We start from the raw sequence: 20,346 nt of genomic DNA, 5'->3' as shown, positions 1-20,346 counted from the left end.
GTTACATTTTTCTTTGCCCCGCCTGTCGCCACCTGTCGATTTCGCGCTCCGTCATTCGACGTACAAAAGAGAGACGCGAATCTCTCGCGGCTCCACCCTCAACTCCAAGGAGAAACAACATGCGATTCATGGTTCTGCGATTGGCTGACAAGGACACCGAAGCCAGTGTGATGCCCAGCGAAGAACTGCTGACCGTCATGGGCAAGTACATGGAAGAGCTCGCCAAGGCGGGCGTGCTGCTCGGCGGCGAAGGGCTGCACCCCAGTTCGCGCGGGGCCCGCGTGGAATTCCACGGCGGCAAGCCGACGGTGATCGATGGGCCATTTACCGAGGCCAAGGAGTTGATCGCCGGCTACACGATGCTGCAGGTCAAATCGGAAGAAGAAGCACTGGAATGGGTCAAGCGCTGGCCGGCGCTGGATGCCGGTGGCAATGTGCGGCTGGAAATCCGCCGCGTGTTCGAGGCCGAAGATTTTGGTGCGGAGTTCACACCCGAAGCGCGCGAGCGTGAAGAACGCCTGCGTGCCGAGCTCGCGGCCAAGCAACAATAAGCGCCCTGACGATGGCCAAGATGGCCGAGATGGCGCAGACTCACCGCACCATCGATGCGGTCTGGCGCATGGAATCGGCCCGCATCATTGCTGGGCTCGCGCGCCTGCTGCGCGACGTGGGCCTAGCCGAAGAGCTGGCGCAGGACGCACTGGTGGCGGCGCTGGAGCAGTGGCCCACCTCCGGCATCCCCGACAACCCGGCGGCATGGCTCACCGCCACCGCCAAGCACCGGGCGATTGATCGGCTGCGCCATCACACACTGGCCGCGCAGAAGCATGCGCTGCTCGCCCTCGAGCTGGAGATCGAACAGGAGTTGGCGCAGGCCGAGTCCAACTCCACCCGCGACGAAGCGATCGGCGACGATCTGCTGCGCCTCGTCTTCATCGCCTGCCACCCGGTGCTGCCACACGAGGGCCGTGTGGCGCTCACCCTGCGGCTGCTCGGCGGCCTCACCACGGACGAGATCGCCCGCGCGTTTCTCGTGCCGGAGCCCACCGTAGCGCAACGCATTGTGCGCGCCAAAAAGACGCTCTCTGCCGCACGCGTGCCGTTTGAACTGCCGGAGCCCGATCAGCTGGCCGAGCGGCTGTCTGCGGTGCTGCAGGTGATCTATCTGATCTTCAACGAAGGCTATGCCGCTACTTCGGGCGATGCATGGACGCGCCCCACGCTGTGCGAAGAAGCGCAGCGCCTGGGCCGCATCCTCGCGGGGCTGATACCGAACGAACCGGAAGTGCACGGCCTGCTGGCGCTGATGGAGCTTCAGGCTTCACGCCTGCGCGCGCGTGTCGGCCCCGGTGGCCGCCCTGTCCTGCTGATGGATCAAGATCGCAGCCGGTGGGACTACCTGCTCATCCAGCGCGGCTTTGCGGCCCTGGCACAGGCAGAAGCGTGCGGGCGCGGACTCGGGCCGTACGGCTTGCAAGCCGCCATTGCGGCGTGCCATGCCAGCGCCCGCCGCGCAGACGACACCGACTGGATACGCATTGCCGCGCTGTATGACGCGCTGGCGCAGCTCGCACCATCACCCGTGGTGGAACTGAACCGCGCGGTGGCGGTGTCCATGGCGTATGGGCCTGCGGCAGGGCTTGAAATCGTCGATGCGCTCACGGCCGAGCCTGCGCTGCGCCATTACCATCTGCTGCCCAGCGTGCGCGCGGACTTTCTCTCACGCCTCAACCGCATGGACGAGGCCCGCGCGGAATACGAGCGCGCAGCGGCCCAGGCGCAGAACGGGCAGGAGCGCGCGCTGTTGCTGGAGCGTGCGGCCAAGTGCATCACACCCGAGTAACCGCACAAACGCTCGCCATTGCCAGGGTGAGCCATTCACCACGAAGGGCGACCGCAATGCACTGATGCTGTAGAAGCACGGTTGCAGCAGATTGCGCGCTGTCGCACATCCGGAATTTGTCTTTCGATATAAGAACGCGCCATTGCAGATTGGCAACATCGAACACAGACTTCAATTCCCTTTACTGCTCAGAGACTTAGCGACAAACGCGAGCATTGAAATATAGATGCTCCGATTTCTACGTATGCCGCTGCGGGTTGTGCAACGCAGAATGATTTGCAAGCGCAGGAGGTGCCCTTGGGGCGGCTGCGCTCACGCAGGTAAGTCATTTCGTTGGTTGCACAAGCGCAGAGGTGTTCAAGATGAGTCGCAAGTTCAAGGTCGTCGCTGTTTCGGGGAGCGTGCAAAGCCCCTCGCGGACACTCGTATTGGTTGAGCAGTTGCTGGCCGCCCTCGCCGAGGTCGCGCCCATCGACACACACCTCATCAAGCTTGAGGACCTGGCCCCCGCCATCGGCGGTGTGTCGTATCGCAATCAATTGCCCAGCGCAGTACAGGCCGAACTGGCTGCCATTGAATCGGCTGATGTGCTGGTGGTGGCAAGCCCGGTGTATCGCGGTTCGTACACCGGGCTGTTCAAGCACCTATTCGATCTGGTCCACCATGAAGCGCTGATCGACGTGCCCGTCCTGCTGGCGGCCACCGGCGGTAGCGACCGCCACGCACTGGTGATCGACCACCAGTTGCGTCCCCTCTTCAGCTTCTTCCAGGCGCGCACGCTGCCGCTGGGCGTGTACGCGTCCGAACAAGATTTCAGCGGCTACGAGATCACCAGCCAGGCGCTGCGCGACCGCATCGCACTGGCCGCATCGCGCGCGCTGCCGCTGCTGACTGCACCGCAGTCTGAAGACATTCGCACCGCCCCAGTGGCGCAAGCCGCCTGAAGCCTAGCTTCGTTTCGCCCCCAATCCAGTACCGGACAAAGGACCATTGCGATGAGCCAATCTTCTTCCAACGCCAACATCAAGTTTGCCTATTGGGTGCCGAACGTCAGCGGGGGGCTGGTGGTCAGCACCATCCCGCAGCGCACCGACTGGAGCCTCGAATACAACCAGAAGCTGGCGCAGACGGCCGAGAGCGCAGGCTTTGACTACGCGCTGAGCCAGATCCGCTTTACCGCCGGCTACGGCGCAGAGCATCAGCACGAATCGGTGTCATTCAGCCAGGCCATCCTGCATGCCACGACCAAGCTGAAAGTGCTGGCCGCCATCCTGCCGGGGCCGTGGCATCCGGCGGTGGTGGCCAAGCAACTGGCCACCATCGACCACATCTCCAACGGCCGCATCGCCATCAACGTGGTCAGTGGCTGGTTCAAGGGCGAGTTCCAGGCGCTGGGCGAGCCGTGGCTCGAGCACGATGAGCGCTATCGCCGCTCCAACGAATTCATCCGCGTGCTCAAGGGCATCTGGACGCAGGACAAGTTCACCTTTAAAGGTGACTTCTACCGTATCAACGACTACACGCTGAGCCCCAAGCCGCTGCAGAAACCGCACCCGGAAATCTTCCAGGGCGGCAGCTCCCGCGCGGCGCGCGACAACGCGGCCAGCGTGTCGGACTGGTACTTCACCAACGGCAACACGCCCGAGGGGATCAAGGCGCAGATCGACGATATCCAGCAGAAAGCCAAGGCCAACGGCCACAAGGTCCGCATCGGGGTGAACGCGTTCATCATCGCGCGCGATACCGAAGAAGAAGCCAAGGCCGTGCTGCAAGACATCATCGACCACGCACACGTGGAGGCCGTCCACGCCTTTGGTGATGCGGTCAAACAAGCCGGCAAGGCCTCGCCCGAGGGCGAAGGCAACTGGGCCAAATCCACCTTTGAAGATCTCGTCCAGTACAACGACGGCTTCCGCACCAACCTGATCGGCACGCCGCAGCAGATTGCCGAGCGCATCGTGCATCTGAAGTCGATTGGCGTAGACCTGATCCTGGCGGGCTTCCTGCACTTCATCGAAGAAGTCGAGTACTTCGGCCGCAAAGTGCTGCCGCTGGTGCGCGAACTGGAAGCCCAGCGCGCCGCCACCAGCGCGCACGCGCCCCAGCCCGAGCCCGCCGCGTCCGTCGCCTGATCTGACACACCCGCGTTTCCCTGCATCGCGCCCGCTCGGCTGAACGGGCGCGGGGGAGTCGTGCTGCCTGTTGCTTTGCGGAGATCCACCATGCCCCAGACGTCCGCTGAACTGCTTGTACCGCCGCCGCTCGCTCGACGCACCACCAAGCCCGAGCCGAATACTGCGGATGCGCCGTCGCTTGCATCTGCCGTTGACGCCAATGCTGTACAGGCCGCAGCACCTGCGCTCCGGCTGGCGGGCATCGACCTGTCGTTTGGCGGTATCCAGGCGCTCAGCGGTATCGACCTGACGGTGGCGCCGGGGGAAATCCGCGCCATCATCGGCCCCAACGGGGCGGGCAAGAGCTCGCTGGTCAACGTCATCAGCGGCCTATACCGGCCGGACCGTGGCGGCATCTGGCTGGATGGCCGGGCGTTCTCCAAGGTATCGCCGGCACGGCTGGCCCGTCTGGGCATTGCGCGCACGTTCCAGAACCTGGCGTTGTTCAAGGGCTTGAGCGTGCGCGACAACATTGCACTGGGCCGCGTGCAGCACAGTCGTTCCGTCTTCGTCGAGCAGTTGGTTGGCCTGGGCCGCGCGCGCCGCGAGCTGGCCGATGCGCGCGAGCGTGCCGAGCAAGCGATCGACTTTGTCGGCCTGACCGACGTGCAAGACCAACTGGCCGGCACGCTGTCTTACGGACAGCAGAAACGCGTTGAACTCGCGCGTGCGCTGGTGGCCCGCCCACGCCTGTTGCTGCTCGATGAGCCGCTGGCCGGCATGACGGTCACGGAGAAGGCGCAGATGGCCGAGCTGATCCGCGCCGCGCGCGACCAGTGGGGCACCACCATCGTGTTGATCGAGCACGACATCGGCATCGTGCTGGGTCTGTCAGACCGCGTGGCGGTGCTCGACTACGGCCGCAAGATCGCCGACGGCACGCCAGACGCGGTGCGCGATGACCCGGCCGTCATCGATGCCTACCTCGGCGTTGCACACGAGGCCGAACACAACGAAAGCAAGGCCGCATGATGGGCGACTTCGATTTCGCGTTCTTTGCCGAGGTGCTGGTCGGCGGCCTGCTCTCCGGCGTGATGTATTCGCTGGTGGCGATTGGCTTTGTGCTGATCTACAAGACCTCGGGTGTGCTCAATTTTGCGCAGGGCGCGCAACTGCTGTTTGCCGCACTCACCTTTGTGAGTCTGGTGGAACGCGGTGTGCCCTTCCCGCTCGCGTTGCTGCTCACGTTTGCATTGATGCTGCTGCTGGGCCTCGGCATCGAGCGCGTGGTGCTGCGGCCGCTGGTCAACCAGCCGCCGATCACGCTGTTCATGGCCACGCTCGGCCTGTCGTACGTGATCGAAGGCGTAGCGCAACTCGTGTGGGGCACACAGGTGCACGAGCTGAACCTCGGTATCTCCGATGCGCCATTGCAGATCGGCGGCATCCTCGTCTCCAGCTTCGACCTGTTTGCTGCCGGCACCGCGGCCGTCATGGTGACGGTGTTGTCGGTGTTCTTCCGCTACACCCGTGTGGGGCTGGCGTTCCGCGCCGTGGCCGACGACACGTTTGCGGCCATCGCTGTCGGCCTGCGCCTGCCGCGCATCTGGGCGACGGTGTGGGCCACGGCCGGGGTGATCGCCCTGGTGGCCGGGCTGCTGTGGGGCGCGCGCCTGGGTGTGCAGTTCTCGCTGTCGCTGGTGGTGCTCAAGGCGCTGCCGGTGCTGGTGCTGGGCGGCTTCGATTCGATTCTTGGCGCAGTGGTCGGCGGCTTGATCATCGGCGCGCTGGAGAAGCTGGCCGAGGTGTATCTCGGCCCGTTTGTCGGCGGCGGCATCGAGAGCTGGATCGCCTACGTGGCCGCGCTGGCCTTCCTGCTGGTCAAACCAGGCGGGCTGTTCGGCCTGCGCCACGCCGAGAGAGCCTGAGAGCACCACGCCATGACAACGACACTGGATTCCACGTCTGCCCCTGCGGCACACAACACCGTCGCTCGACGCACCTTGCGCTGGCCCATCTGGGCAACGCCTGCGGCGACCTTGCTGCTGGCCTACCTCGTGGTGCCGCTGGTGGCATCGGGCTACTGGCTGGACGCCATCCTCATCCCCTTCCTGGCGCTGTCATTGGCGGCGGTGGGCCTGAACCTGCTGACCGGCTATGCGGGCCAGTTGTCGGTGGGCTCGGCCGCGTTCATGGCAGTCGGCGCGTTTGCGGCCTACAACTTCAACCTGCGCGTGGAGGGCTTGCCGTTGCCGGTCAGCATCGTGCTGGCCGGGCTCGCCGCTACCGCTATCGGCGTGGTGTTCGGCTTGCCGAGCCTGCGCTTGCGCGGCTTCTACCTCGCGGTGTCGACGCTTGCTGCGCAGTTCTTCGTGCAGTGGGCGCTGACCAAATATGGCTGGTTCAGCAACAACAACGCATCGGGCGTGATCGACGCACCGCCCATCGTGGTGGCCGGCTTTGCGTTCGATACGCCAGCGCTGCGCTACGTGTTCGCGCTGACGGTGGTGTCGATCCTTACCGCGCTGGTCTGGCGGCTCGTGCACACGCCCACTGGCCACCATTTCATTGCCGTGCGCGACAACGAACTGGCGGCGCGCGTCACTGGCGTGCCCGTACTGCGCACCAAGCTGCTGGCCTTCGCCATCTCGTCGTTCGTCATTGGGGTGGCCGGTGTGCTGTGGGGCTTCGTCTACCTGCGCACGGTGGAGCCGGCGGGCTTCAACCTCGATCGCTCATTCCAGATTCTGTTCATCGTCATCATCGGTGGCTTGGCCACCATCCGGGGCGCGTTCCTCGGTGCGGCGCTGGTGGTGGTGTTCCCGTTGCTGCTCTCCCGCTTTGGCGCCTTCGTGTTTGGCAGCCGATTCGATTCCGGTGTGCTGGACCTCAGCCAGCGCATCGTGATCGGCGCGCTCATCGTGGCCTTCCTCATTGCCGAGCCGCAGGGACTAGCTGCCCTGTTGCAGCGGGTGCTGCGTCGAATCGGTAGCGCAGCACGCCCGGCTTCTCCAACCTGATTTCCCACGTTTTCTCCATTCAACCGACGTCGTATCGATACCAGGAGTTTTTGCACCATGTCTCTCCCCCGCACCATCAAGATGGCATTGCTGGCCGGCGCGCTTGCGATCTCCGGCCTGGGCGTACAGACCGCCCATGCGGATGAGCAGTTCTTTCCGTTGCAAAGCTACCGCGTCGGCCCCTACGCAGCCGGCGGCACGGGGTTCTTTGGCGGCTTCATCGATTACCTGAACCTCGTCAACACGCGCGACGGCGGCGTGGGCGGCGTCAAGCTGACCTGGGAAGAAGGTGAAACGCAGTACGAAGTGGAGCGCGGCGTGGAGGTGTACGAACGCCTGAAGACCCACCCCGGCATCGCCACGTGGAACCCGCTGTCGGTGGGCATTGCCTATGCGCTGCTCGACCGCGTGACGGCTGACAAGGTGCCGCTGCTGACCATCAACCACGGCCGCACCGACACCACCGACGGGCGCGTGTTCAAGTACATCTTCCCGCTGCTGCTCAACCCGTATAGCGAGACCTCGGGCATCGTCAACTACATCGGCACCAAGGAAGGCAGCCTCGACAAGCTCAAGGGCAAGAAGATCGTGGTGCTGTATCACGGCTCGCCGTACGGCAAAGAGACGATCCCCGTCTACGAACTGCTGGCGAAGAAATACGGCTTTACGGTGCAGCAGATCGAGGTGCCGCACCCCGGTAACGAGCAGCAGTCGCAGTGGCTGGCCATCCGCCGCGCCAAACCCGATTACGTCGTGCTGCGCGGCTGGGGCGTGATGAACCCCGTGGCGCTCAAGACGGCGCAGAAGACGGGTTTCCCGGCCGACCACATCATCGGCAACGTGTGGTCCAACTCGGAAGAAGACGTAATTCCGGCCGGCGATGCAGCCAAGGGCTACGTAGCCATCACCACGGTGGCGGCGGGTGTGCAGTACCCGGTGCTTCAGCAGATCACCAAGACGCTGTACGACAACGGCAAGGGCAACCTGCAAGACAAGAAGCGCATCGGCAGCGTGTATCACAACCTTGGGGTGCTCAACGGCATCCTGAACGTGGAAGCCATCCGCATTGCACAAGCCAAGTTCGGCAAGCGGACTTTGACGGGCGATGAAGTCCGCTGGGGCCTGGAGAACCTGAAGATCGACCAGGCCCGTGCAGCGGCGCTGGGCGCCAAGGGCCTGTTCCACTCCATCAACGTCACGTGGGACAACCACGAAGGCGATGGCCGCGTCGCCTTCCAGCAGTGGGACGGCACCAAGTGGAACGTGATCTCCGACTGGATCGCGCCGGATTGGAAACTGCTGCGGCCGATCATCGAGAAATCGTCGCTGGCGTACGCCAAGGAGAAAAACATCAAGGTGCGTACCAGCATCAACGATTGACGGCCGATCCCGCCCACCCCGACCACCTTCCCCGATTTGATGGAGGTTTGACATGACCCAAGCACACGCCAGCACGCTCTTCGGCGCCGAATACGAGGCCCTAGCGCAGAAGTACCGCCCTATCTTCGAGCGCATTCGCGATACCGCCTTGCAGCGCGAGCACGACCGGCAGCTCGGCGTGGACGCCATCCAATGGCTCAAGCAAGCGCGCTTTGGCGCGGTGCGCGTGCCGGCGGAATATGGCGGCGACGGCGCCACGCTGCCGCAATTGTTCCAGCTGCTGATTGAACTGGCTGATGCGGATTCCAACATCGTGCAAGCGCTGCGTGGGCACTTCGCCTTTGTGGAGGATCGACTGAACGCACCGCGCGACGCCCGCACCGAGGTGTGGCTGCGGCGCTTTGCGGCGGGGGATCTGGTCGGCAACGCTTGGACAGAGGTGGGCGATGTGGCCATCGGCGACGTCATCACCCGTGTGTCGAAGCGAGATGGCCGCTGGGTCGTCAACGGCCGCAAGTACTACAGCACCGGCAGCATCTTTGCGGATTGGGTGGACCTGTACGCACGTCTGGAAGACGGCACCGACATCATCGCCGCCGTCAGCTCCCACCAGCCCGGCGTCACGCACCATGACGACTGGAACGGTTTCGGTCAGCGCACCACGGGCAGCGGCACCTCGGTGTATGAAAACGCCACCGTGGAAGACGAGAACATCTTCCCGTTCACCAGCCGCTTCAAGTACCAGACAGCGTTCTACCAGCTCTTCCACCTGGCCACGCTGGCCGGCATTGCACGCGCCATCACGCGGGAAGTCGCGCAACAGGTACGCGAGCGCAAGCGCATCTTCAGCACCGGCAACGCGCCGGCCGTGGCGCAAGACGTGCAGGTGCAGCAGGTGGTGGGCGAGGTGTCCGCCCTCGCCTACGCAGCCGAAGCGACCGCCATCCGCGCGACCTTTGCGGCGCAGCGTGCTTACGACGCGCACTGGGCCGGCGATGCCGCGCAGGAGCACCAGACGAACATCGACGCCGAACTGGAATCCGCACAAGGCCAAGTGGCGATCGCAGACCTCGTGCTGCGCGCGGCCACGCAGTTCTTCAACGCGCTCAGCGCATCGGCCACCGCCTCGGGCAAGGCGCTGGATCGCCACTGGCGCAACGCGCGCACGGTGGCATTGCACAATCCGCTGATCTACAAGGCGCGCATCATCGGCGACTGGCACATCAACGGCACCGAGCCGCCGTACGTCTGGCAGATCGGTGCGGGGCCTGGCGCGGTGGCGGCAGCAGCAACACCGCCGGTCGCCAAGGCGGCTTGAGGGGCCGGCAATGAGTGACTCCGCTGCCATCCTGCGCGTCAACGCCGTCGAGGCGACTTACCAGAACGCCATCGTCGCCCTGCACAACGTGAGCCTCACCGTGCAGCGGGGTGAGGTGCACGCGCTGCTGGGCGCGAATGGCGCGGGTAAATCGACCACGCTCAAGGCCCTCTCAGACCTGCTGGTGCCTGAGCGCGGGCAAGTCACGGCCGGCACCGTCCACTACGACGGCCACGATGTTGCGCGGACCACGCCTGCGCAACTTGTACGCCTGGGGCTCGTGCAAGTACTGGAGGGCCGGCGCTGCTTTCCCAATCTGTCCATCGAAGCCAACCTCATCACGGGTGCACTGGGCCGCAGCGCTTCGCGTGCGGAAACTGCAGCCGATCTGGAGCGCATTTACGCGATCTTCCCGCGTCTGCATGAGCGCCGCCGCATTGCTGCGGGCCTCACATCGGGCGGCGAGCAGCAGATGGCGGCCATTGGCCGCGCACTGATGTCGCGACCGCGCCTGCTGGTGCTGGACGAGCCGTCGATGGGCCTGGCGCCGCTGGTGGTGCAAGACATCTTTGCGCGGCTGCGGCAGCTCAACCGTGACGAAGGGCTGTCGATCCTGGTTGCGGAGCAGAACTCCACGGTCGCACTGCAATACGCAGATCGCGCCACGGTGCTGGAAGCCGGCGTGACCGTGCTCAGCGACACGGCCTACGCGCTGCGCCAGCGCCAGGACATCCAGCATTTCTATTTCGGCCGTGACGTGGCACGGCAAGCGCCGGCATTGGCGTAGTTGGCCTCACCTCTGGCCCCACCCTCTTTCCGATTCTTCATGACGACCGAGACGGCGATCCCTCCTGAAATCGACATTCCGGCGACACCCATCCGCCAGTCAGCCAAGGCGCTGGCGGCGCAGTTTGCACAAACCGCTGTGGAACGCGATGCCGCAGGTGGCACACCACTGGCCGAGCGCAACGCTCTGCGGCGCAGCGGCCTGCTGGCGCTGGCGATTCCCAAGCACTACGGCGGACACGGCGCCAGTTGGGCTGAGACGCTAGACACCGTGCGCGAGTTTGCGCAGGTGGATAGCTCCATCGCGCACGTCTACGGGTTTCACCATCTGCTGCTGGCAACCGTGCGTCTCTTTGCGCGGCCAGACCAATGGGAACCGTGGTACGAACAGACCGCGCGCAAGCACTGGTTCTGGGGCAATGCGCTCAATCCACTGGACGACCGCACCATCGTGCGCCGGTTCGACGGCTGGTACGAATTCTCCGGCAAGAAAAGCTTCTGCTCCGGCGCGCTGGATTCGCAGATGCTGATTGCCTCGGGGCTGGACGAGCACAGCCGCAAGCTGTTGATTGCCGCCGTGCCCACGGCACGCGCCGGCATCACGATCAACAACGACTGGAACGCCTTCGGGCAACGGCAGACCGACAGCGGCAGCGCCCTGTTCGAGAAAGTCCGCGTGGAAGATAACGAACTGCTGCGTGATCCGGGGCCACTGACCACGCCCTTCTCTTCATTGCGTCCGCTGCTGGCCCAGCTTGTGTTTGTGCACGTATTTCTAGGGCTGGCGGAAGGCGCATTCGAACAGGCCAAGCACTACACGCTGCATGAAGCACGCCCCTGGCATCGGTCCCCGGCAGAACGCGCCAGCAAGGATGCCTATACGCTGGCGCACTATGGCGAGTTCTTCGTGGGCCTGGAAAGCGTGCGGCTGCTGGCACAGCAGGCGGCCACCCGGTTTGATGAAGCCTGGGCACAAGGCGCGGTGCTCACCGCGCGCGAGCGCGGCCATGTGGCCGTTGCCGTGGCCATGGCCAAGGTGGCAGCCACGCGCGTTGGGCTGGATTTGACCAGCCGGATGTTTGAGACCACCGGCGCACGCGCCACGCACGGCGCGCTGGGGCTGGACCGCTTCTGGCGCAACCTCCGCACCCAGACGCTGCACGACCCGGTCGACTACAAGCTCCACGAGCTGGGCGACTGGGCGTTGAACGGCGCGCTGCCCGAACCTTCCTTCTACTCCTGAACCCGACGGAATGGACGACCATGGCGACGTTCCCTGTATGGCCTCCGCCGCCGGGCCACGCGCCAGCGGCCAGCGCCCCTGCGTGGATCTTTGAAGATCCGCGCTCACGGGCGCTGCTCGATGAAGTTGAACAGGTGGCGCCCAGCGACGCCACCGTGTTGATCGCCGGCGAAACCGGCACCGGCAAGGAACTCATTGCCCGCTATCTCCACAACCGCAGCACGCGGCAGGATGGCCCGTTCGTGGTGGTCAGCTGTGGCGCCTTTTCTGATGCACTGGTCGATGCCGAACTCTTCGGCCACGAAAATGGCGCGTTTGCCGGCGCCTTCGGCACGCAAGTCGGGTGGTTCGAGCAAGCCAACGGCGGCACCATCTTTCTGGACGAGGTCAACGACCTGCCGCTGCCAGTGCAAAACAAGCTGCTGCGTGTGCTGCAGGAGCGCGAAATCGTGCGCTTGGGTGGGCGCACGCCCATCCCGGTCGATCTGCGGATCGTCGCGGCCACAACCGTCAACCTGGAAACACTGGTCCAGGAAAAGCGCTTTCGCAAGGATCTTTATTACCGGCTGAACGTCGTCAACCTCGATGTCCTCACGCTGAAGGAACGGCCGGGCGATATCGTGCCGCTCGCGCGCTACTTCATCGACACCTACAGCAAGCGGCTGGGCCATGCGCGCGCTACGCTCACGCCCGAGGCCGAGCACCTGCTCACGCATGCACCCTGGCACGGCAACGTGCGCGAACTTGAAAACGTCATCCACCGGACGCTGCTGCTCTGCGACGGCAACACCATCGACGCTACCAGCCTGCGCCTGTCGAACCGCTCCAGCTGCCCTACGCATGCGGAAGTTTCGCCGCCCACCGTGCCTGTCACCGCACCGCCTGCACAGGTACCGGCGGACGTCGGCGCAGACGACGTCGGTGCGCTGCGCAAGGCGATCCAACAGCTCTGCAATGCCAACGTTCCGGATGTCTATCAGGTGGTGGAAGACGCCCTGTTCCGCGAGGTGTTCCGGTACTGCCACTACAGCCAGAGCGAAACCGCGCGCTTGCTGGGCATCAGCCGCAACGTCGTGCGCGCCCGGCTCATTCGCTTGGGGGAGGTAGGCGCGCCACGCAAACCGCCGTTTGCGTCCACAGCGTCGGCAACGCCACACGCAGACACGGTCGGCACGTAGCTTGCTGGGCAGCTTGGGTTGCACGTTGACCGGCCCAAGTTGTGAACCGTTCCTCTTCTTCCCTCCAAAGCATCCAGGCCTTGCGGGGCTTTGCTGCGCTCTACGTCGTCGTATTCCACTCGGGCTTGGCACTCGCCCATGCGGACGTCCCTGCCCTGGCATGGCTGACCACCCATGTGATCAAGCGTGGGCACGTCGGCGTAGATGTGTTCTTCGTCATCAGCGGCTTCATCATCGCGTGGGTTGCTGTGCTCGGCCAAGGTCGGGGCAAGGCACCGGAGGCGCCCGGCGAATTCCTCGTCAAGCGCGCGTTCCGGTTGGCGCCGCCGTACTGGTTGATGTCCATGCTGCATTCCGCCTGGCTCAACCCGGTATCGACGGGCGTGTTGCTGACCTCGCTCGCGTTCATGCCGCAGGCCAATGCGGATGCACCGTACTTCGGGTATCCGGCGCTCTACGTGGGCTGGTCGCTCAACTACGAGGCGTTCTTCTATGCGTTGTGCGCGCTCGGCCTGGCACTGTTTGGCCGCCGCGCGCTGTGGCTGGTGGCGTTGGCGCTGTTCACCACCACGGTCATCGTGCCGTTCTGGCACAGCGGTGTGGTACTGCGCGACCCGGAGGCGCTCTACGCATGGGCGACACCCTTGCAGGCGATGGCCGCCAACCCGCTGGTGCTGGAATTTCTGCTAGGTGCGGGGCTGGCGTGGGTCTATGCGCTGCACCGGCGCCGCCTGACGCCCACCATCGCGCGCGTGCTACTGGCCATGGGGCTGGGCGCGTTCCTGATCTCGGTGATCGCGCCGGCGCCCAAGTTCGACCTGTTCTGGCGTGGGCTGCCGGCGGGCGCGCTGTTGGCTGGGTTGGTCGCCATGGAGCACTGCGGCCAGCTGCGTGTGCCGCGCGTGGCCGTCTGGCTGGGTGAGCTGTCGTACGCACTGTACCTGGCGCACCCCAGCGTGATCGAAGCGACGCACCGGCTGGTAGGCGTGCTGGCGCCGGAATGGATCGGCTCGCAATTGATGCTGTTTGCCGTCAACCTGACGTTGACGCTGGCGCTGGCCACGCTGCTGCATCGCTATGTCGAACAGCCTTCCATGACTCTCGGCCGCCGCACGATCGAATGGATGCGCAACCGGCGGCCCACATGGCGCGCATGGCTGGGGCTGCAGAAGTCGTGAACGGCGCATAACGTTTCCGGTTTTTATTCGTTCCCCGCACGACGGATGTCTCACACAATGGCTGCCTCAGAAACAATCTGTCGCACGCCATGTTTGCTCCTTCCACTAGGTCCCGTTTTGCTTCCGCCGCGCTGGCCGCCGCTTCTCTGTTGACAGCCGTGGCCGCGCATGCCGATGCCACGCTCGACAAGATTCAGCAGCGCAAGAAACTGGTGGTGGGTGTGGTGCTGTCGGGGGGCCCCTTTGGCTCCATCGACCCGGCCACGCAGCGCGCAACGGGCTTCAATGTGGACTTGGCGCAGGCGCTGGCGCGCGGGCTCGGTGTGGAAGTCGAAACCGTGCAAGTGCAGCCCTCCAACCGCGTGCAGTTTCTGCAGCAGGGCCGCGTGGATGTGCTGGTGGCATCCATGGAACTGAACCCCGAGCGCGCCGAACTGCTGGCCCATGTGCCCACACCCTACTACCGCGTGGGCGGCGTGGCGCTGGTGCCCAAGGACAGCCCGGTGCGCCAGTGGAGCGACCTGAAGGGCAAGGACGTGTGCCTGTCGCAAGGCAGCAGCTACACCAAGCCGCTGGCCGCCGACATTGGCGCCACCCCCAAGGGCTTCAAGAGCCCGGCTGAATCACTGCTGGCGCTGCGCGGCAACAACTGCGCCGCTGCCGTGCACGACGCCACGCTGTTGCAGCCGCTGCCGCGCACCAACCCCGAATGGAAGGATTACCGCATCGTCGGCCCCGACCTCATCCCCGCACCCACCGTCATCTGGGCGCGCAAGGGCGAGGACGACACCGTGGCCGCACTCGACCGCGTGGTGCAAGGTTGGCATCGCACCGGCTGGCTGATCGAAACCGAGAAGAAGAACGGCATCCAGCCGCCCTCGCCCGCGCTGGTGGAGTGGCATGACAAGCTGAAGGCCAATCGCAGTTGATCGAGGATCTGTACTTGACCGACGACCTCCTCCAGCGCGCGATTGCGCTGGTCCGTCACACGGGCCTCGACTACGGCTTCCTGGCCGAGGCCTACGAGCGCACTTCGCTGCTGCAAGGCGCGAAGACTTCGTTGCTGGTGATGCTGAGCACCGTGGTGCTGAGCCTTGTCTTTGGGGTGGGGCTGGCGCGGTTGCTGGTGTCGCCGCACAAACGCGTGGCATGGCTGGCACAGGGCTTTATCGAACTCACGCGCAACACGCCGACGCTGGTGCAGTTGTGCTGTGCGTTCCTGGTCGTCAACACGCTCATCACGCAAGCGCTGGCGCAGTGGCAGTTGACCAACCCGCTCACGCCGTTTTTCTGGGCGGTAGCGCTGCTGTCGTTGCACAAGGCGGCGTTTCATGCAGAAGCGTTGCGCGCCGGCATTGAAGCGGTGCCGCCGGCCATGCTCGAAGCCGCCACCTCGCTGGGCTTCAGCGCACGCGAGCGCTTGTGGCGCGTGCAGTTGCCGCTGGCGTTTCGCGCCGCGTTGCCCTCGTTGATGAACAACACGGTGGAATTGGTGAAGGCGTCATCGCTGGCATCCGCCATTGCAGTGGGCGACATCACGTATAGCGCGCTGATGATCTGGACGCAGCGAGACAACGTGCTCGAATGCATGGTGCTGTTGCTGCTGTTCTACGGCGTGGTGACCTACGCAGTGCATGCCCTGGGCGTGTGGATCGAACGCCGGCTACGGATGCCGGGCTATGGCACCGCCGGTCATATCACGCCAGGAGGCATCGCCCATGCCTGACACCCTTCTGGGCACGCTGCTGCACTGGTCGCCCGCGTTGCTGCGCGGGCTCGGCATCAACGTCGGTATCAGCCTGTTGGCGGTTGGGCTGGGCACGCTGGCGGGGCTGGCCATCGGTGCGCTGCATCTGTCGTCGGTGCGCGGTTTGCGGCGGCTGGCCGGTGGCTACGTGGTCGCCTTCCGCAATGCGCCTTGGCTTGTGCTGGTGTATGGCATTGCGTATGCCGTGCCGTTCGAGATCGTCGTACGCGGCCATGCGATTCCGTTTCCGGATTGGCTCAAGGTGACATTCGCGTTGGCGCTGCCGGCAAGCGCCCATGTGGCTGAGATCTTCCGTGGCGCGGTGCTGTCGATTCCATCCACACAGTGGGAAGCGGCAGCGTCGCTGGCCTTCACGCGACGCGACATTCTTTGGCGCATCGTGCTGCCGCAGTGCGTGCGCCGCATGCTGCCCTCGTGGATGAACCTGTATGCCGTCATCACCATGGGCACGGCGATGGCCTCGTTGGTGGGCGTGCATGACCTGCTCGACACCGCGCAGATCGCCAGCAACACCGTCAACCGCACGCCGTTCACGGTGCTGACCTACTTCACCGTGCTCGCCTTGTTCTTCGTCTATTGCTACCCGATTTCGCGCCTGACCCGGCGCATGGAGCGCGCCCATGTCGCTGCCTGATCTTCTGCCTCTTGAGTCGCCTACCCCGGATTCGCTTACCCCGATCGCCACGCCACTCGTCTCGCTGCGCGACGTGCACCTGAGTTTCGGCATCACGCCGGTGTTATCCGGCATCAACCTCGACGTGCATCGCGGGCAAGCCGTGTCGATCATCGGGCCGTCGGGCTCGGGCAAATCAACGCTCCTGCGCTGCATCAGCGGCTTGCTGCGGCCGCAGCGCGGCAGCATCACTGTGGATGGCATCCGCGTCGATCAGCTCGCCACCGAAGGCGACACCATCGCCCTGCGCAAGCGCATCGGCTTCGTGTTCCAGCAATACAACCTGTTTCCGCATCTGAGCGTGCTCGACAACCTGACCGCCGCGCCCGTGCGCGTGCTGGGCAAGACGCGGCCAGATGCGGAAGCCACCGCGCACGCGCTACTCAACAAGGTGGGGCTGGCTAACAAGGCACGCGCTTATCCGGGCCAACTCTCCGGCGGACAGCAACAACGCGTGGCGATTGCCCGTGCGCTGGCCATGCAGCCCGAGCTGATCCTGTTTGACGAAGTGACATCGGCCCTCGATCCGGAAACCGTGGGTGAAGTGCTCAACGTGATCGGCGAGCTGGTCGATGACGGGCTGACCTGCGTGCTGGTGACGCATGAGATGGCCTTCGCGCGCGCCATCAGCGACGAGGTGGTGTTCACCGAGCATGGCGTGGTGGTGGAGCGCGGCCCGGCGGAGCAGGTGTTCTCTGCGCCGACGAGTGACCGGACGCGGGCGTTTCTGTCACGCGCCCTGTCCGGTCATGCGGGTGCGCGGCCGCCCGTGCATGCACCATGGCATGCCGCCTTCGCCAGCGCGACGTTTGCCATTTGACGGTCTAAACCTCAGCCACCAATGGCATGCAGGGCGGCCACCGGCGCGTGCTGCAGGGCCTGCTCCAGATCCGCAATCAGGTCATCGGCATCTTCCAGGCCGACATGCAGACGCAGCACGGCACCGGCCTGGTTCCATTGCGCATGGTCGGTCAGCCGCTCGCGCGGCACCACGGTGACCAGGCTTTCGTACCCGCCCCATGAGGCGCCAATGGCAAACAAGCGCAGTGCATCGGCCACGCGCTCTGCTGCGTGCACGTCCGCGCCTTCGAGCACGAACGAAACGAGTCCATTCGCACCCTTGAAATCCCGCTTCCATAGCGCGTGGCCCGGGTCATCCGGCAGCGCGGGGTAATACACCTGGCCGACACCCGGTTGCGTTTGCAGCCATTGCGCGACGCGCGTGGCGTTGCGCTGGTGCTGTGCCATGCGCACCGGTAGCGTACGCACGCCGCGCAGGGCGAGGTAGGCATCATCCGCACCGACGGTGAGGCCCAGCACATCGTGCGCGGCTGCAATGCGCGCGGCCACGGCTTCGGTGCGGGCGATGACGGCACCCAGCATCACATCCGAATGCCCAGCCACGTATTTGGTGGCGGCCAGCACGGAGACATCCGCCCCCGCATCCAGCGGGCGGAACAGGATGCCCGACGCCCAGGTGTTGTCCATCGCCAGCACGATGTCATGGCGCCGCGCCACGTGGGCAATGGCAGCCAAGTCATAGATTTCGTACAGCAGCGACCCCGGCGATTCCGTATAGATCAGCCGCGTATGCGGCCGGATGGCCGCTTCGAGTTGTCCGTTGGCCGGGTCTACATACAACAGTTCAATGCCCAGCCGCTGCAACAGCCCCGCATCGAGCCGGCGCACGGGCGCGTAGATGCTGTCCGTCACGATGACGTGGTCACCGGGTGAGAGCAGCGCCAGAAACGTCAGCGAAATCGCCAACAAGCCAGACGGCACCAGGAACGCGCGCACGCCGCCTTCCAGCGCCAGCAACGCGTCTTCCAGCGCACGGTGCGTCTGCGAACCATGGCGGCCGTAGCTGGCGACGTTCTCACCGGCCTTGCGACGCGCTTGCACGTCGTGCTGGGCGGCGGTGCTGGCGTGGCGCACGGTGCTGGTGCGCTCGATGGGCACGTTGACGGGCGCCGAGCCATTCACAAACGGCGGGCTGCCTGCATGGATGATGCGTGTGGCAAGCGCTTCAGCGGCGTGGCGGGCGTCGCGCGTCATTGCGCCTCCACTTCGTTCGCTTGCGCCGGCGCATGGGCGTTTGCGTCGGGCACGCCCGGCTTGAAACCGGCGCGCTCCTGCGCATCGAGTTGTGCGACGAGACCAATTTCCCAGGCGAGGTAACCGCGCGCGGCGTCGAGGTTACCGTCGTGGCGATCGTGCACGAAGAAGAGGTAGTCGATGCGCTCGGCATCCGTCGGCGATTCGGGCGTGGCTTCCAATGGATACCCAGCGGCGTGCCAGGCCGCAATGCCTCCATCCAAGCGCTGCACGGAGGCCGCGCCCTGTTCGAACAGATCGACCGCAGCCAGCGCGCTGACGGCAGGATCATCATCCACCAGCACCACATGCGCGCCACGTACATCGACCAACAGGCGCCGTGTCGACCACCGTGCGCCGGGAATGTGCCCTGCGCGATAAGCCGCGCTGCTGCGCAGATCAAACACCTGCACCTGCCCGTTCGCAAAGGCATTGCGCAGTGCACCGGCATCGATGCCCGATGGTGCGACCGGCTGCCAGGCTGCGTCGTCTTGCTCGAGCGCGGCGGCGTTCGCCTCGCTAAGGCCGCCCTCCAGCACGGCAGCATCGTGGCCCATCTGCTGCAGCCAACTGACGATCACCGGGGCGCGAATACCGTCGTCGTCAAAGACGATCAGCCGAGCGCCGCGTACGCCAACGTATTGGTCGGTCGCTTGCAGCAACTGACCGCCCGGCGCATGCACCGCACCGGGCAGGCTGCCACGTGCAAAGGCTTCCGCCGTACGCACATCGAGCAGGAAGACGGTGCGTGCGCCGCGCTGCCGCTCGGCCTGTACGTCGGCGGCGGTGATGCTGGGCACGGAAAACCGACGCGACAACTGGGTCACCGCTTCCTGCGCGCGGCGGCGGGTCGGCACGTCGATCGTGTCGGGGTAGCGGCGGTCCGCGCCATGTTCCAGCGTGAGGCCATGCAGTTGCCAGCCCTGCGTGCCGTTTTCCAGGGCGTAGATCGGGTTGCGTAATCCGAGATTGCGCAGCGTTTGCGCGCCGATAATGCTGCGCGTGCGGCCCGCGCAGTTGACGACAACGGGCGTGTCGTCATCGGGAATGAGTGCAGGCGCACGCAGCGCCAGTTCACCGTTCGGGCACGACACCGCACCGGGAATGGTCATGCGGCGGTATTCCGCGACGGTGCGTCCGTCCAGCAGCACGTGCCGCTTGTGCTCGCGCTGCCAGGCTGCCAGTTCGCCCGCCGTGATATGCGGCGTGTGATAGGCCAGCTCGGCCAGTTCGCCAAACGTCTTGGACGGCACGTTGATGCCCTGGAACAGCGCCAACCCGGCGGCCTGCCACCCTGCGTTACCGCCCTCCAGCACCTGCACATTGCCGTAGCCCAGATCGGCCAGCCGCCGGGCAGCCAATGTAGCGAGCGAGCCGCCATCGGCGTCTGTCACCACCAGGCGCACATCACGCCGGGGCGCCAGCCGCACCGCCTCCACCTCCAGCCGGCTGTAGGGCACGGGCGTGGCGAGAAAGAGGTGCCCCTCACCAAACTCGCCGGCCTCGCGCACGTCGAACAGCGCGATTTCTGCGCCGTCATGTAGCCAGGCTTTGAGCGTAGTGGCGTTGATGGAGGGAATGGCGGAAGTCGACATACATGCCTCGCGTATTGCTGCGTGTTTTTGCGGTTCTAGGAGGCAGCCATGGTAGGCACGCTGGCACGCGTGCACGAACGAAGCGATGCGTCTATCCATATGCAGGATCGTGCGTTGGTGGCGCGGGTTCGGCGCTCTATACTAGGGCGTCATTCT

19 protein-coding genes are annotated in these 20,346 nt (G+C 65.1%); 17 read left to right on the top strand and 2 right to left on the bottom strand.

Going from position 1 to position 20,346, the window contains the following annotated elements:
• Positions 1-119: 119 nt before the first annotated feature.
• The 17 genes from ACS7SF_RS26395 to ACS7SF_RS26315 all read left to right on the top strand — a co-directional run bounded on the left by ACS7SF_RS26395 (position 120) and on the right by ACS7SF_RS26315 (position 17,321).
• A complete protein-coding gene (locus tag ACS7SF_RS26395; RefSeq protein WP_439893412.1) occupies positions 120-551 on the top strand; it encodes a YciI family protein in 432 nt (143 codons plus the stop codon).
• An 11-nt stretch (positions 552-562) separates the two neighbouring features.
• Positions 563-1,843, top strand: coding sequence for an RNA polymerase sigma factor (locus ACS7SF_RS26390; protein ID WP_439893411.1), 1,281 nt, complete (start codon positions 563-565; stop codon positions 1,841-1,843).
• 362 nt (positions 1,844-2,205) lie between these two features.
• Positions 2,206-2,787 (top strand): FMN reductase, encoded by a 582-nt coding sequence (gene msuE / locus ACS7SF_RS26385; protein ID WP_439893410.1) that lies wholly within the window; start codon positions 2,206-2,208, stop codon positions 2,785-2,787.
• Between the two features lie 51 nt (positions 2,788-2,838).
• A complete protein-coding gene (sfnG, locus tag ACS7SF_RS26380) occupies positions 2,839-3,975 on the top strand; it encodes a dimethylsulfone monooxygenase SfnG (protein WP_439893409.1) in 1,137 nt (378 codons plus the stop codon).
• A gap of 90 nt (positions 3,976-4,065) precedes the next feature.
• Complete coding sequence (locus tag ACS7SF_RS26375; protein WP_439893408.1) at positions 4,066-4,989, top strand: ABC transporter ATP-binding protein; 924 nt, start codon at positions 4,066-4,068, stop codon at positions 4,987-4,989.
• Positions 4,989-5,885: a branched-chain amino acid ABC transporter permease gene (locus ACS7SF_RS26370; protein WP_439894487.1), complete on the top strand. Its 897-nt coding sequence runs from the start codon at positions 4,989-4,991 to the stop codon at positions 5,883-5,885. Before ACS7SF_RS26375 ends, ACS7SF_RS26370 begins: the two co-directional genes overlap by 1 nt.
• Before the next feature lie 12 nt (positions 5,886-5,897).
• Positions 5,898-6,977, top strand: a complete 1,080-nt coding sequence (locus ACS7SF_RS26365; RefSeq protein WP_439893407.1) for a branched-chain amino acid ABC transporter permease — start codon at positions 5,898-5,900, stop codon at positions 6,975-6,977.
• 81 nt (positions 6,978-7,058) lie between these two features.
• Positions 7,059-8,357 (top strand): ABC transporter substrate-binding protein, encoded by a 1,299-nt coding sequence (locus ACS7SF_RS26360; RefSeq protein WP_439894486.1) that lies wholly within the window; start codon positions 7,059-7,061, stop codon positions 8,355-8,357.
• 52 nt (positions 8,358-8,409) lie between these two features.
• Entirely contained in the window at positions 8,410-9,675 is a 1,266-nt protein-coding gene (locus ACS7SF_RS26355; RefSeq protein ID WP_439893406.1) for a monooxygenase, read from the top strand.
• A 10-nt stretch (positions 9,676-9,685) separates the two neighbouring features.
• Positions 9,686-10,462: an ABC transporter ATP-binding protein gene (locus ACS7SF_RS26350; protein WP_439893405.1), complete on the top strand. Its 777-nt coding sequence runs from the start codon at positions 9,686-9,688 to the stop codon at positions 10,460-10,462.
• A gap of 39 nt (positions 10,463-10,501) precedes the next feature.
• A complete protein-coding gene (locus ACS7SF_RS26345) occupies positions 10,502-11,704 on the top strand; it encodes an acyl-CoA dehydrogenase family protein (RefSeq protein ID WP_439893404.1) in 1,203 nt (400 codons plus the stop codon).
• Between the two features lie 20 nt (positions 11,705-11,724).
• Complete coding sequence (locus ACS7SF_RS26340) at positions 11,725-12,882, top strand: sigma-54 interaction domain-containing protein (RefSeq protein WP_439893403.1); 1,158 nt, start codon at positions 11,725-11,727, stop codon at positions 12,880-12,882.
• A gap of 41 nt (positions 12,883-12,923) precedes the next feature.
• On the top strand, positions 12,924-14,060 hold the full coding sequence (locus tag ACS7SF_RS26335) for an acyltransferase family protein (protein WP_439893402.1): 1,137 nt from the start codon (positions 12,924-12,926) through the stop codon (positions 14,058-14,060).
• A gap of 89 nt (positions 14,061-14,149) precedes the next feature.
• A complete protein-coding gene (locus ACS7SF_RS26330; protein ID WP_439893401.1) occupies positions 14,150-14,989 on the top strand; it encodes a transporter substrate-binding domain-containing protein in 840 nt (279 codons plus the stop codon).
• Positions 14,990-15,003: 14 nt separating this feature from the next.
• Positions 15,004-15,786: an amino acid ABC transporter permease gene (locus ACS7SF_RS26325; RefSeq protein ID WP_439893400.1), complete on the top strand. Its 783-nt coding sequence runs from the start codon at positions 15,004-15,006 to the stop codon at positions 15,784-15,786.
• Positions 15,779-16,462, top strand: a complete 684-nt coding sequence (locus ACS7SF_RS26320) for an amino acid ABC transporter permease (protein WP_439893399.1) — start codon at positions 15,779-15,781, stop codon at positions 16,460-16,462. The genes ACS7SF_RS26325 and ACS7SF_RS26320 overlap by 8 nt, the downstream gene beginning before the upstream one ends.
• On the top strand, positions 16,449-17,321 hold the full coding sequence (locus ACS7SF_RS26315) for an amino acid ABC transporter ATP-binding protein (protein ID WP_439893398.1): 873 nt from the start codon (positions 16,449-16,451) through the stop codon (positions 17,319-17,321). The genes ACS7SF_RS26320 and ACS7SF_RS26315 overlap by 14 nt, the downstream gene beginning before the upstream one ends.
• Before the next feature lie 11 nt (positions 17,322-17,332).
• On the opposite strand, the gene metC is transcribed toward ACS7SF_RS26315, so the two are convergent.
• Positions 17,333-18,556, bottom strand: coding sequence for a cystathionine beta-lyase (gene metC, locus ACS7SF_RS26310; RefSeq protein ID WP_439893397.1), 1,224 nt, complete (start codon positions 18,554-18,556; stop codon positions 17,333-17,335).
• Positions 18,553-20,190, bottom strand: coding sequence for a rhodanese-like domain-containing protein (locus ACS7SF_RS26305; RefSeq protein ID WP_439893396.1), 1,638 nt, complete (start codon positions 20,188-20,190; stop codon positions 18,553-18,555). The genes metC and ACS7SF_RS26305 overlap by 4 nt, the downstream gene beginning before the upstream one ends.
• Positions 20,191-20,346 lie beyond the last annotated feature (156 nt).

The sequence above is a fragment of the Ralstonia sp. 25C genome, assembly GCF_051904805.1.
GTDB lineage: Bacteria > Pseudomonadota > Gammaproteobacteria > Burkholderiales > Burkholderiaceae > Ralstonia.
This window is presented reverse-complemented; position numbering and strand designations above follow the sequence as displayed.

Bases quoted from the DNA above. Each gene is read 5' to 3' on its own strand.
- ACS7SF_RS26395 (WP_439893412.1), top strand. From the start codon at position 120: ATGCGATTCATGGTTCTGCGATTGGCTGACAAGGACACCGAAGCCAGT.
- ACS7SF_RS26390 (WP_439893411.1), top strand. From the start codon at position 563: ATGGCCAAGATGGCCGAGATGGCGCAGACTCACCGCACCATCGATGCG.
- msuE (WP_439893410.1), top strand. From the start codon at position 2,206: ATGAGTCGCAAGTTCAAGGTCGTCGCTGTTTCGGGGAGCGTGCAAAGC.
- sfnG (WP_439893409.1), top strand. From the start codon at position 2,839: ATGAGCCAATCTTCTTCCAACGCCAACATCAAGTTTGCCTATTGGGTG.
- ACS7SF_RS26375 (WP_439893408.1), top strand. From the start codon at position 4,066: ATGCCCCAGACGTCCGCTGAACTGCTTGTACCGCCGCCGCTCGCTCGA.
- ACS7SF_RS26370 (WP_439894487.1), top strand. From the start codon at position 4,989: ATGGGCGACTTCGATTTCGCGTTCTTTGCCGAGGTGCTGGTCGGCGGC.
- ACS7SF_RS26365 (WP_439893407.1), top strand. From the start codon at position 5,898: ATGACAACGACACTGGATTCCACGTCTGCCCCTGCGGCACACAACACC.
- ACS7SF_RS26360 (WP_439894486.1), top strand. From the start codon at position 7,059: ATGGCATTGCTGGCCGGCGCGCTTGCGATCTCCGGCCTGGGCGTACAG.
- ACS7SF_RS26355 (WP_439893406.1), top strand. From the start codon at position 8,410: ATGACCCAAGCACACGCCAGCACGCTCTTCGGCGCCGAATACGAGGCC.
- ACS7SF_RS26350 (WP_439893405.1), top strand. From the start codon at position 9,686: ATGAGTGACTCCGCTGCCATCCTGCGCGTCAACGCCGTCGAGGCGACT.
- ACS7SF_RS26345 (WP_439893404.1), top strand. From the start codon at position 10,502: ATGACGACCGAGACGGCGATCCCTCCTGAAATCGACATTCCGGCGACA.
- ACS7SF_RS26340 (WP_439893403.1), top strand. From the start codon at position 11,725: ATGGCGACGTTCCCTGTATGGCCTCCGCCGCCGGGCCACGCGCCAGCG.
- ACS7SF_RS26330 (WP_439893401.1), top strand. From the start codon at position 14,150: ATGTTTGCTCCTTCCACTAGGTCCCGTTTTGCTTCCGCCGCGCTGGCC.
- ACS7SF_RS26320 (WP_439893399.1), top strand. From the start codon at position 15,779: ATGCCTGACACCCTTCTGGGCACGCTGCTGCACTGGTCGCCCGCGTTG.
- ACS7SF_RS26315 (WP_439893398.1), top strand. From the start codon at position 16,449: ATGTCGCTGCCTGATCTTCTGCCTCTTGAGTCGCCTACCCCGGATTCG.
- metC (WP_439893397.1), bottom strand. From the start codon at position 18,556: ATGACGCGCGACGCCCGCCACGCCGCTGAAGCGCTTGCCACACGCATC.
- ACS7SF_RS26305 (WP_439893396.1), bottom strand. From the start codon at position 20,190: ATGTCGACTTCCGCCATTCCCTCCATCAACGCCACTACGCTCAAAGCC.